Origin of the sequence: Proteus sp. CA142267 (assembly GCF_003336825.1) — a bacterium.
Classification (GTDB): Bacteria; Pseudomonadota; Gammaproteobacteria; order Enterobacterales; family Enterobacteriaceae; genus Proteus; species Proteus terrae.
Genome location: NZ_QPMG01000010.1, coordinates 1 through 11,954, shown reverse-complemented (window position 1 = coordinate 11,954; position 11,954 = coordinate 1). Strand labels below are relative to the sequence as shown.

The window sequence follows — 11,954 nt, the reverse complement described above, 5'->3', positions numbered from 1 at the left end:
CCTACTTAGTGACGGACAAGACGGATATCGAAATCAAATTTCTTAAAGAAGGCTTCTAAACTGTCTAACTCTTCTGGCGTATAACTTGGATCGGTTTTTATCGGGTAGATCATTTCCAATTTTTCGTATTTGTTACGTCCAAATTGGTGATAAGGAAGAATATCGATACGCTGAATATTGCCACGTTTTGAGAGTTCCATTGCGTAGTTAATCGCCCCAGTGATCGCGTCATAAGAGTCGTTATAGCCTCGCACTAAAGGCATACGGATCACCACATTTGCACCAAGATCCATCAAACGTTCTAGGTTACGACGAACATTCTCATTACCAATACCAAACAGTGCTTTATGCTGAGTGGTATCAATGTGTTTGATATCAATCAGAAATTGATCAACCACTTCCGCTAATTTTTCATAATTCGCCACATTAGTGGTCGCTTGTGTTTCCACTGCAGTATTGATCATCATTTTTTTACATTCTCGTAAAAGCGCGACCGCAAAATCAGTTTGTAAACTCATTTCACCGCCACCGATTGTGACACCACCTCCTGAAGAGATGTAAAAGTCATAATCTTGCATGATGATTTTCATTAGCTCAGAGACTGAAACATCTTTTCCCATAATATCAAGGGCATCAGAGATACAGACTTCTTCACATTTACGACAACCAATACAATCAACAGCGCGATCAACACGATGAACTTGTTTACCACTTTCATTGGTTGTCATGTAATGCACACCTGCTGGACAAACATCAACGCATTTACCGCAATCTACGCATTTGTCGTGAGAGTACATCACCTGAAATTCACTGCTAAGACCTTCTGGATTTGAACACCAAGGGCAGCGGATATTACAGCCTTTTAAAAAAACGAGAGTACGAATACCATCACCGTCATAAATAGAGTATTTCTGGATATTAAATATCCGACCTCTTGTTTCTGCCGCCGTCTCCATCTTTACGCCTCCAAATCTGCATCAAACATCCCTGTTCGATAAATTTAAATCTTGTCTTGTCGATTTAAAGGGATAGCCTGAGCCATCCCTATGGCTATGATTAGAATTTCTCAATCACAGTACGACTGATAATTTCATCCTGAACTTCTTTACATAATTCAACGAAGTAAGCACTGTAACCTGCAACGCGAACAATCAAATCGCGGTATTTTTCAGGCTCAAGTTGTGCTTTTTTCAGTACTTCATTATCAACATAGCTAAATTGCATCTGGCCGTTACCCAGAATTGAAGCCGTTCTTAATAAGGTAATTAAACCTTGGCGTCCTTCATTGGTATCTAACAATCCTTTCAGGAATTTGAAGTTATGAACCATACCGATGTTCATAGTTTCAACATTCATCTTACTGATTGATTTGATAATCGCAGTTGGGCCATGTTTATCAGCGCCTTGTGTTGGGCTGATACCATCTGATAATGGTTTCCATGCTAAGCGACCATTTGGTGTGGCTGCTGTTAACTCACCAATTGGCGTATTGTTAGAGATAGACAGCGTACCGTGACTGAATGTGGAGTAGAGCATCTTGTATTTACGACATTCACGCTCAGTCCATTCCGTAATATCTAACGCATATTGGTCAACAACATCATCATCGTTACCAAATTTCGGTGCGTTCAAGCAGTCACGTAATAACTCTTCTTGGCCTTCAAAATTCGCTAATAGACCGTCACGAATTTGTTCTAAGGTGTATTTTTTATCTTCATAAACAAGTTTGCGAATAGCGGCCATTGAGTCCACATAAGTCGCTAAACCAGAGAAGATCAGACCTGGGCCATGGTTTACCATTGCACCACCTGCGGTCACGTCTTTACCTTGTTCCATACAGCCTTCAACCAGCAGAGACATTAATGGTTTTGGTGCAACATCACGGTGAACACGTTGACTTATCACAGTACCAATTGCGGATAAACGAACGATATGTGCTACTTGCTCTTTTACGGCACGATCGAAATCTTCATAAGTACGTAGATCTCGTAAATCACCAGTATCTAGACCTTGATAGCTATCGAACAACACCATACGACCGCGGTTTAATACAAACTCAATCGCGATAGGCCATTGGGTATAGCCTGTTGATGTCCACTGATAAATACGACCTGATTTTTGTGGCTCAACACAACCCATCAAGCAGTAGTCACGCGCATCTTCAAAGTCGAAGCCTTTACGTAGCATCATCTTGATATGAGAGTCATCGAAGTGACATGCAGGGAAACCCATACCCGCTTTAACTACATCAACAATTTTTTCCATATATTGCTGTGGTGATTGGTTATGAATACGACATGCTAGTGAGGGTTGATACACTTTCACAAAGCGCACTGCATCCATAATCAAGTAAGTTAAGTCGTTACACGCGTCGCCACCAGAGCGTTTTTGTCCACCAATGGTTAAGTTAATAAATGGCTGATAACCTGCGAAATATTTCGCTCCTAGCTCACTCGACATCCACATTAACTCAGCACATTTGATGATAAAGGCTTGCATCATTTCCAGTGCTTGTTCACGCGTTAAACGACCTGATTTGATATCGTTTTCATACATTGGGAAGCAGTATTGGTCTAAACGACCTAAAGAAAGACCCGTTTGGTTCTCTTCAACTTCAAACAGTGACTCAACCGTCCAGATACTTTGCAGTGCTTCTTGCAGTGTTTTTGGTGGATTAGCAGGTACGTTTTCGTTAACTTGAGCAATCGTCATTAACTCTTCACGACGTTGTGGATTGCTCTCTTTTGATGCTAATTCACGTGCATGTTCTGCAATGCGATGGGCGTAAGCAATCACACCTTCACAGCTTTCAATAGACGCTTTGTAGAAGTAGATACGGTCGATATCAGCAGGATTTTCCATGCTTAATTCAGCCAGTTTTGCTTGCGCATCAGCTTTAATACCGTTCATACCTTTGGTGAAAAGTAGTACGTCATAACCTGGGCAAGTATCGCCACCACCATTGATTTGGTGATAAGAAAGATCACTGACAAAAGTTTCGCCACTAAATTCCCACACACCCGCTTCACGGTATTGTGCTTCACAGATCTCATCCAGTGAGCGTCCTTCCCAGAATGGAACAATCTCTTCACGAATAACTTTTTTGTCTTCTTCTGAAATTTGGAATGGATCTTGTGGACGTGTGCTCATGGTATCAAGTTCATCACGAACCCAACGCCACGCAATATCAGGAGAGAAAGCACCCGCACGCGGTTTTCCACAAGGGTGTCCAACAATTAGTTCTTCATCTTGAATTAAGATAGGTGCAGTTTCACATGCACGACGGAATGCTTTAGCGCGCAGTAAAATCGGTGGTAAACCTGGGTTATTACGGACAATTTCAGTAAATGCTAATGCTCTGTAGATAGAAACACTTGGGCGAGCTTCTAAATAGCGATTACGTAAGCGTTGCAAACGCGGTGTTAAGCCTTCCATCACTTTAAATTCACCCGCATCAGTGCTTGGTGCCACAACGTTTGCAGAAGGTGCGGCATATTGAGGCTGTGAATTCATACGGCCATTGTATAAACGCACTTGCAGTGAACTGTGCAAAGTTGACAAGTTAGCGCGAGCTGATAGCAACATTTCTGATAATTCGTTAATGCTGACACGTGGATCGTTGATATCAACACCTTGCGTCATAGCATCAAACATTGGATAACCATCAACTTCTTTGGTCGCACGCACTTCTGAAAGCTCAGCTAATTTCAGCCATACACTTTCAACAATTTCATACGCTTGTGCTTGTGTTAAACGACCTTGGTCGATATCACGTTGATAGAATGGATAAAGTGCTTTATCGAATCCCATTGGATTAATGGCATAGCTACCATTTTCCAGATGTAAAACTAATTGCAGTAAATAGAATACTTGAACCGCTTCTTTAAAGGTTTCTGCTGGTTTTGCAGGTACTTTACGTAATACCGCTGCGCTATCTAATAATTCTGCTTTACGATATGGGTTACCTTCCATTGCAGCTAAATTCTCTGCTTTTGCAGACAGAATTTGTGCAAAATACAGTGCTGCATCACATGCATAAATAGCTGATTTACAGTAATTAGCTTCATCCATACTGCTACGATTTACGGCACTACCAATGCTTCTAATTCTGTCTTCAAGCTGTGCTTTGATGGCTAAGAAACCTTGGTTTACCACCAGCATGTAATCAGGTGATGCAACGCTATTATTAATACTTAAGAAACGGTAGATAGAGTCACTACGTACTTCTTCTTCAGTATGGAAAATCGCACCGCGTGGTGTTGATGACTGGCTGCCGATAATCAGTTCATCTTGTGCAATATAGCTTGGAAAATGGCGGATAAACTCATAAAAACGTTGTGCCGGCTTAATCGCTTGTGGAACACCTGCAATGCTGTTGTCTAATGAATCAAAAATTGTCGCACGCTCTGTACTGATTGAGCTATTACGTGAAACTAAACGTTCTGCCAGCATTTTTACGCGTGGCGTCAAAGAATATTTGGCCATATGAGGCTCTCCTGATGTTCTTTACTTGACCTAATCGGTATTAATTCGGTTGAGCATTAACTGTGTGATACACCGGCAAATGCCTGACGATACAATGTTTCTAATTGGTGTGTGTTCACGTCACGTGGATTTGTCGGCGTACAGCTATCTCGTAAAGCCTGTCCGACCATTTCCGTTAAACGGGCATAAAAGTCCGCTTCACTGACACCGGTATCGCGAATACTCTTCGGCATACCCATTTCATCTTTCAATACATTAATGGCGACGATTAAACTGGTTACCCCTTCTCTTACTGTGTTAGCTGGAAGTCCTAAGCTTTGAGCAAGATAGGCGTAACGTTTTGCTGCTTCACTATTACAATCACCATGAAGATTGGCGTTAAAAGCGACGACATGTGTCATCAATAACGCATTTGCACGACCGTGAGGTACGTGGAATACACCACCTAATGCATGGGCAAGACTGTGAGTAATACCCAACGAAGCGTTAGTAAATGCCATGCCTGCAATACAAGATGCGTTATGCATTTTTTCGCGAGCAGATAAGTTGTCACCTTGATGGTGGCAATCAATAAGATGACCAAATACTAACTTGACGGCTTTTTCTGCCATCGCATCAGAAAAATCAGATGCCGCTTTAGAAACATAAGCTTCTAGTGCATGACAAAGGACATCCATACCTGTATCTGCCGTAATTGCAGGGGGGACAGATTTCACCAACTCAGGATCGAGAATGGCGACATCAGGCAACATAAACTCATCAACCAAGACCAATTTTTCACTGCGTGATTTGATCACTGAAAAAGAGGTCACTTCAGAGCCCGTACCGCTAGTGGTTGGGATAGCAATAAATTGTGGTTTTGTTCTGTTGCTCTCTTTACGGGCATGCCAGAGGGAGTACATAACGGCTTTTGCGGCATCAATCACTGATCCACCACCGAGTGCGATAACCAAATCTGGATAATGCGCATCCATCATCTTCATACCACTTACGATGGCTGAAATATCCGGATCTGAAGCAACATCATCGTAAACTTGGAACTCGATACCCCGTTGCATTAACTTGTCAGTGACTTTATTTGCAAAGCCGAACTTCACCATTGCTTTATCTGTCACCACAAATGCGCGGCAGGCAGTTAACCCAGAAAGAAAATCCAGCGCATTGGTGCCAAACTGAATTTTGGGTTTTATCAGAAACTCACTCATGTCGTTATTACTCCTTACTGTCCCGATAAACCTTCTCAACAATGGCAACCACTGACATCGCTTTGTAACGTTCTTTGTTCAGTGCGAAGTATTCTTCAGCCAACACAACATCGTTGATACCTGCACCCACACTATCCACTGCAACATACGTTTTGTTTTTCAGTGGCTTAAGCTCATCATCTAAGGTCGCTATCATTAATAAATTGCTCCCTTTAAGTTCTGGGCTTTTTTGTGTCGCTACTACGTGTCCGATTACCTTTGCGAGGATCATGGTTTATATCGCCTTATATCAATGAGTTATTTACTCAGACGTCCGAGAACTTCCTTGATAATGCGTTCCACGTTTTCTTCGGTAATATCACCTTGTTCAATCACTTGTTGCGCACAAGCACTAACCGTCGTTGCTGCATAAGGAGATGCACCAAAACGATCATCACCTTGAGTTTGACGTTGTGCAGTTGCACATTCAGCATGAACAGGAGTTAAAGAAGGTGAACGAAAACGATCATCATCAAGAATGCTGGTCTGGTGATTTGCGCTAGAAACAGCACAAGCAGAAACAGCAGGTTGAGCAACTTCTTGTGCTAAAGGACAAGGTTGTTTCAACTCTTCAACGGTACGCACGCCATAACCTACTTTACGAATATTCAGTAGATTCATTGGGCCAACGTTGTCAGAGCTAGAACCGCCACCAACAGCACCGCAACCTAAAGTAAGTGCAGGAGTAATATTGGTTGTTGCACCGATACCGCCTAATGCCGCAGGGGTATTAATCAGAATACGGTTAACAGGTTTTTCTAAAGAGAATTGACGAATAACATCTTCATTTTTGGTGTGAATAACTAAGGTATGACCTAAACCTTCGTTAGTCAGTAATTGCACCACGCGATCGCACGCTGATTTCCAATCTTCTTCGATATACATCCCTAAGATTGGGCATAGTTTTTCACGTGAATACGGATTTTTTGGTGAAACAGTATCTTGTAATGCGATTAATACACGCGTATTTGTGGGTACGCTAAAACCTGCACGCTGACTTAAATAAATCGCATCTTTACCCACAACCGCTGGGTTAATTGTGCCGTTAGCACGCAGTAACATTGAAGCCACTTTTGTTGCTTCTTCGTCATTCATAAAGTAAGCACCTTGCGCTAATAGCTCGCGGTGAACTTCGTTATAAATGCAACGTTCAACGATAATGGATTGCTCTGATGCACAGATAACCCCATTGTCGAATGTTTTACTGGTGATGATATCGCTAACTGCTTTTTTGATATCGGCACTGCGTTCGATAAAGGCAGGGCCATTACCTGGGCCACCACTGATTGTCGGTGTGCCTGATGCATAAGCTGCACGCACCATACCTTCACCACCAGTCGCTAAAATTAATGACACATCTTTGCTGTGCATTAATTCTTTCGTCGCTTCCAGTGTTAGTAATGTCACACCATCAACGATCCCAGCTGGCGCCCCGGCTTCTAGCGCAGCTTTTTTAACAATTTCTAACGCACGGAAACTACACTGTTTTGCATTTGGATGCGGAGAGAAAATAATCGCATTACCCGCTTTCAGTGCAATTAGGGTTTTATAGATAATGGTTGATGTTGGATTAGTTGAAGGAACTAACGCCGTGATAACACCTAAAGGTACGCCGACATCCATGACTTTTTTCACTTTATCGTCATTGATAATGCCAACGGTCTTCATGTCTTTCATATGTTCATACACACGCAATGACGCGAAGGTATTTTTCAGAACTTTGTCTTCCCACTTACCAAAGCCTGTTTCTTCGTTCGCCATTTTTGCCAGCTCTTCTGCATGACGAGCAGCTTCAAATGCAATGTGTTTTACAATACTGTCGATTTTTTCCTGCGAAAATTTAGCATAAACAAGTTGTGCATTTTTCGCGTTACGAACTAGCTCACGAGCCAGTTGTCTGGATTGCAAATCTTTATCTAATGCAACCATGTCTTCCCCCATACAGGAGTTAAAAAATTTAGCTGAATAACTTATTTCTTTGCTTTACAGCACGCCTGAAAAATCAGGCTTTGTGCTGCTGTGCGATTTTCTCGATATCGTTATGCGGTCTTGCAATAACACGAGAAGTCACCACAGTGCCGATACGTTTTGCCGCTTCAACACCTGATTCAACCGCTGCATTTACTGCACCGACATCGCCTTTCACCATTGCTGTCACTAAACCTGAACCGACGTTTTCATAACCAATCAGTTCAACATTGGCTGCTTTGCACATTGCATCAGCAGCTTCAATGCAAGCGACAAGACCTTTGGTTTCAACTAGACCTAGTGCTTCTTTCATATTTATTTCCTTCGTTATTCAGTCACTTTGTACTGGGCAACGATTTTTTGAATATCGTTATGTGGACGAGCGATAACTAATGAAGTCACAACAGTACCAACACGTTGAGCAGCTTCTAAGCCAGATTCCACAGCGGCTTTAACGGCACCTACATCACCTTTCACCATTGCAGTCACTAAACCTGAACCTACATTTTCGTAGCCGATTAACTCAACATTTGCCGCTTTACACATCGCGTCAGCTGCTTCAATACAAGCAACCAGCCCTTGAGTTTCAATAAGTCCTAATGCATCACCCATACGTTCTCCTAAGGCAAAACTATGCCTTGTGTTTGATAACAATCTTGTTGATGTCATTGTGAGGACGAGCAATCACAAGCGATGTAACAACTTCACCCACGCGCTGTGCTGACTCCACACCTGAATCTACTGCAGCTTTCACTGCGCCTACGTCGCCTTTCACCATCGCAGTCACGAGACCTGAACCTACATTTTCATAGCCAATAAGTTCAACGTTCGCGGCTTTACACATAGCGTCAGCGGCTTCAATACATGCCACCAGACCTTTGGTTTCAATCAGACCTAATGCATCACCCATTTTCATTTCCTCCGAGAAGCCGTTTAACGGTTTACGTTTGCCCATTGTGTCTGCGTGGTGATTTTTTAAACGCAGACGTTGGTTTCAAAATCACTATAACGCGTAAAAACGAAAACAAAATATAAATCCATAATATTGCGATATATAGAATTTAACTCTACTATTTAGTGTTTTTTATGTCGTTATTTACACATCCGTGCTGTTAATTTACTTTTTTCATCGTTATAAATTTATTGCTTACCACAAAAAAAAGATGAAAAAATAGGCGAATTAACTTTGTTAGGAAGATGTTGAAAAGGTGCAAAAAGGCAGTACATATTGGAGGAAAAGATGTGCGAGATATCACTGATATTTCAATATGAGATCAATAATTGAAAAAGGCTAAATCGAGTCTATATACAAATCGTGCTATTTTTTTGTTGATAACGTATTTATTAAATCTAAACCTTCACTGCGGTGTATAAAAAATAAAGGTGGGCACTCTTACGCTATAAAAAGTCATGCAGACAATCCGTTCAAATTACACAATAAGCAAAGTGCTAAATCTAAGAGCTAAACCTAAGGCTATGTGAGAATAGAAAGTTAATTAAAAGGATGGGATGTATTGCGTGTTAGATAAACAAAAAGGTGACTATATAGAAGCCACCTTGCAAAAATAGAATCAGATAATCAGGATTATTAATCGAATTTACTGCCCGGTTTTAAGGTACAAATATAGAGCGGTGAATTGAGCGAACTTAATAGTAACGTTTTTTCATTTAGCTTCTGTGCATTAATAAATAACCCATCATGACTGTCTGACATTTCACGCATAAAATAGTCAAAAATAACGTCTGGAGATTCATCGATTGATGATGCACTAGCATCCCATTGGCTAACAAAATAGTGGCGTTCTGTCGGTGAAACACGTTTGGTCGTATAATCAAATTTCACATAGCGTTGTAAATACAACCATCCTGCTTTTGAGGTGGTATAGCCTTCAACAACAATTGATCCTTTACCATTGGCACCAAATGAAAAATGAATATTGCCATTTACATTTTCATCTTCCATATTTTCAAAACGCATAATGCCTTTGGTTGAACAAACCATGACACCTTCATTTTTAATGGTTAATAATCTTGTTGCTGCATAAGTGGCGACCAAGATAAAAATCAGGGCCGATAAAAAACATAAAAGTTTCCCTGAGATTTTCATTAGTATTTCCAAGAATAGTAAAAGTAATTGTCGCAATAACTAAATGGATTATCTTCATTCTTTGCACAGTGCGCTAAAAATACTCGCCCCAATCCATTTGTTTGTAATTTATCACCATAGAAGAAAACAAATCGCTCACCTTTCACACACTGTAAATTAAGCTTCTTTCTTACTGCGTCAAAATTGCGAACATAATTATCACTTACCGTAGAATTAATCATGGCTTCATTAGAAAGTAATTCACAATCATTATGTGTTAATGGTGTCAGTGAAATTGGCTTTGATTGATGTTGATTAAAAAAGATGATCACCGCAAGAAATACCGCACCTAATAAAAAACCAATGCTGGCTAAATACCAACAAATTTCTGGTTTCTGTTTTTGTTGCGATGCTTCTTCTTGTATAGACTCTAAAGGTGTTTGCGTTAAAGATGAAGGTGTCGTTGTTTCAACAGCTATTTTATTTTCATCTTTAACTAAAATAGGTGCTTCTTCATTTGTTTGAGTTGAAGGTAACAGCGTTGAGTCATCAATAAGTTCAACTGAAATATCTGGATTAAATTCTAATCGCCCTTTTGCAATAGTGACAATGATATTTTCAATACCATAATGGCGAAATGTTTTTCGTAATAAACTCAAATATTGGTTTAAATTGCTGTTTGATGAGACTAACCCATTATCATCCCAAACACGTTTTAATACTTCGTCACGATTAACAACACCTGGATGCTGAATAAAATAAAACAGTAACGCATTTGCGGTAATAGAAAGATGTGTATCAACACTCTCTTTTTCTAACGATATCGCGCCATCCGTTGCGTCGTAATAAATTAAGGCATTTATTTTGTATTTCATTGTGCCCTCATTCATCCTGATTAAAATTACTGATTTGCTGTGTTTGCCATATAGTCAAATGTCATCTCAGATAATCTTTCAACTAATGCGTTACGCTCTTCTTGTGAAATCGTAGGGCCTTCTGTTAATTCAGATAACCAAAGACCATCTGCAGCATAACGAATTAATGTACCTAAATAACTATTATCTAATTTATCGCCTTTGGCTAAATGATCTAACATCCAATCTCGCCAACATTTACGCATAATAGGCTCGTTTGGCATTGCTAAAGACAGTATAGCTAATTGGCGACTTTCGTCTGACTGTTTTAAATCAGAAATATAAGTTAAATATGCGCGAGAAAAACGCCCCGCTTCAATAGGATCATTTTCCATAATAACTGCAATGCGACTATCCATAATACCTAATAGCCGTTTAAATACTGCCTGCACTAATTCTAATTTTCCGGGGAAATGATGAAGTAGACCACCTTTACTTACACCCGCTTCTTTTGCTACAGCATTTAAAGAGAGAGAAGCTATTCCTTCATTAGCCACAATAATACTTGCCGCTTCCAATAATTGCTCTTGAACTCGGATAGGGTCTTTTTTTCGGTGATGCGCAGTTGTATTCATGCACAGGATGATACCGACCAGTCGGTATGTTCCTTATTGATCGAAATCAATCTGATTTCGACTGAGGCTTATTATATGTAAATAATGCAGTTGACTTCACATTCCTTTATTTCCCAATCAAATTTAATTTAAAAAATTAAACTTATTTTACAAGATTGATCTAAATAATTAATTTAAAAATTAAAGGGATCTAAAATTTGATTTTTATCAAAAAACAAATATGTTTATAATCTTAATTAAAAAACCAATTTAGCAAAAATAAAGAAATCAATATCTAATTAATTTCTTTATTTTTAATTACGCTTATTTTTTCATCTGGATCATTATATCTTTATACTGCTGTTTTTTATTAAAAATAGAATCACCACCAGTTAAATGGTATTAAATTTGGTTTTATCTTTAGGTGAAAAACTCCCTAATTCTATATTTTCATTTCCCGTTGGAAGAGTATCACGAAGATCTTTATCAGAAAGAACATGATCGTAAGGCAAAGTATAAATATCTTCACTAGGTTCAGCTATACTATCAATAACACTACTATATTCCTCTTCAACTGCTGATGATTTATTTTCATTCCTTGACTCAGAAGGTTTTATTATTAAATCTAAAAAATATTCATTTATTGTATCATATATAGGTTCTTCATTTATTGTATCATATATAGGTTCTTCATTTATTGTAT

12 protein-coding genes are annotated in these 11,954 nt (G+C 39.7%); all 12 read right to left on the bottom strand.

The annotated features are described in order from the left end of the window. Positions 1 to 5 precede the first annotated feature (5 nt). Positions 6 to 956 carry a choline TMA-lyase-activating enzyme gene (gene cutD / locus C0T34_RS14900; protein ID WP_109850394.1) on the bottom strand — a complete coding sequence of 317 codons (951 nt, stop codon included), beginning with the start codon at positions 954 to 956 and terminating at the stop codon, positions 6 to 8. A gap of 100 nt (positions 957 to 1,056) precedes the next feature. Next, complete coding sequence (cutC, locus tag C0T34_RS14895) at positions 1,057 to 4,485, bottom strand: choline trimethylamine-lyase (protein ID WP_109850393.1); 3,429 nt, start codon at positions 4,483 to 4,485, stop codon at positions 1,057 to 1,059. 56 nt (positions 4,486 to 4,541) lie between these two features. Beyond that, entirely contained in the window at positions 4,542 to 5,690 is a 1,149-nt protein-coding gene (locus C0T34_RS14890; RefSeq protein ID WP_109850392.1) for a 1-propanol dehydrogenase PduQ, read from the bottom strand. Positions 5,691 to 5,697: 7 nt separating this feature from the next. After that, a complete protein-coding gene (locus C0T34_RS14885; RefSeq protein WP_036934514.1) occupies positions 5,698 to 5,961 on the bottom strand; it encodes a EutN/CcmL family microcompartment protein in 264 nt (87 codons plus the stop codon). 26 nt (positions 5,962 to 5,987) lie between these two features. Next, positions 5,988 to 7,658, bottom strand: a complete 1,671-nt coding sequence (locus C0T34_RS14880; protein ID WP_109850391.1) for an acetaldehyde dehydrogenase (acetylating) — start codon at positions 7,656 to 7,658, stop codon at positions 5,988 to 5,990. Positions 7,659 to 7,731: 73 nt separating this feature from the next. Then, positions 7,732 to 8,010, bottom strand: a complete 279-nt coding sequence (locus tag C0T34_RS14875; RefSeq protein ID WP_006536328.1) for a BMC domain-containing protein — start codon at positions 8,008 to 8,010, stop codon at positions 7,732 to 7,734. Between the two features lie 14 nt (positions 8,011 to 8,024). Then, positions 8,025 to 8,309, bottom strand: coding sequence for a BMC domain-containing protein (locus tag C0T34_RS14870; protein WP_006536329.1), 285 nt, complete (start codon positions 8,307 to 8,309; stop codon positions 8,025 to 8,027). Positions 8,310 to 8,328: 19 nt separating this feature from the next. After that, a complete protein-coding gene (locus tag C0T34_RS14865; RefSeq protein WP_004249182.1) occupies positions 8,329 to 8,607 on the bottom strand; it encodes a BMC domain-containing protein in 279 nt (92 codons plus the stop codon). 678 nt (positions 8,608 to 9,285) lie between these two features. Next, a complete protein-coding gene (locus C0T34_RS14860) occupies positions 9,286 to 9,804 on the bottom strand; it encodes a FidL-like protein (RefSeq protein ID WP_006536331.1) in 519 nt (172 codons plus the stop codon). Beyond that, positions 9,804 to 10,658: a winged helix family transcriptional regulator gene (locus C0T34_RS14855; protein ID WP_098941773.1), complete on the bottom strand. Its 855-nt coding sequence runs from the start codon at positions 10,656 to 10,658 to the stop codon at positions 9,804 to 9,806. The genes C0T34_RS14860 and C0T34_RS14855 overlap by 1 nt, the downstream gene beginning before the upstream one ends. A 26-nt stretch (positions 10,659 to 10,684) precedes the next feature. Next, positions 10,685 to 11,272: a TetR/AcrR family transcriptional regulator gene (locus C0T34_RS14850; RefSeq protein ID WP_036934524.1), complete on the bottom strand. Its 588-nt coding sequence runs from the start codon at positions 11,270 to 11,272 to the stop codon at positions 10,685 to 10,687. A gap of 371 nt (positions 11,273 to 11,643) precedes the next feature. Beyond that, a partial coding sequence (locus C0T34_RS14845; RefSeq protein WP_162556835.1) for a hypothetical protein occupies positions 11,644 to 11,954 on the bottom strand: 311 nt, incomplete at its 5' end.

Bases quoted from the DNA above. Each gene is read 5' to 3' on its own strand.
- cutD (WP_109850394.1), bottom strand. From the start codon at position 956: ATGGAGACGGCGGCAGAAACAAGAGGTCGGATATTTAATATCCAGAAA.
- cutC (WP_109850393.1), bottom strand. From the start codon at position 4,485: ATGGCCAAATATTCTTTGACGCCACGCGTAAAAATGCTGGCAGAACGT.
- C0T34_RS14890 (WP_109850392.1), bottom strand. From the start codon at position 5,690: ATGAGTGAGTTTCTGATAAAACCCAAAATTCAGTTTGGCACCAATGCG.
- C0T34_RS14885 (WP_036934514.1), bottom strand. From the start codon at position 5,961: ATGATCCTCGCAAAGGTAATCGGACACGTAGTAGCGACACAAAAAAGC.
- C0T34_RS14880 (WP_109850391.1), bottom strand. From the start codon at position 7,658: ATGGTTGCATTAGATAAAGATTTGCAATCCAGACAACTGGCTCGTGAG.
- C0T34_RS14875 (WP_006536328.1), bottom strand. From the start codon at position 8,010: ATGAAAGAAGCACTAGGTCTAGTTGAAACCAAAGGTCTTGTCGCTTGC.
- C0T34_RS14870 (WP_006536329.1), bottom strand. From the start codon at position 8,309: ATGGGTGATGCATTAGGACTTATTGAAACTCAAGGGCTGGTTGCTTGT.
- C0T34_RS14865 (WP_004249182.1), bottom strand. From the start codon at position 8,607: ATGGGTGATGCATTAGGTCTGATTGAAACCAAAGGTCTGGTGGCATGT.
- C0T34_RS14860 (WP_006536331.1), bottom strand. From the start codon at position 9,804: ATGAAAATCTCAGGGAAACTTTTATGTTTTTTATCGGCCCTGATTTTT.
- C0T34_RS14855 (WP_098941773.1), bottom strand. From the start codon at position 10,658: ATGAAATACAAAATAAATGCCTTAATTTATTACGACGCAACGGATGGC.
- C0T34_RS14850 (WP_036934524.1), bottom strand. From the start codon at position 11,272: ATGAATACAACTGCGCATCACCGAAAAAAAGACCCTATCCGAGTTCAA.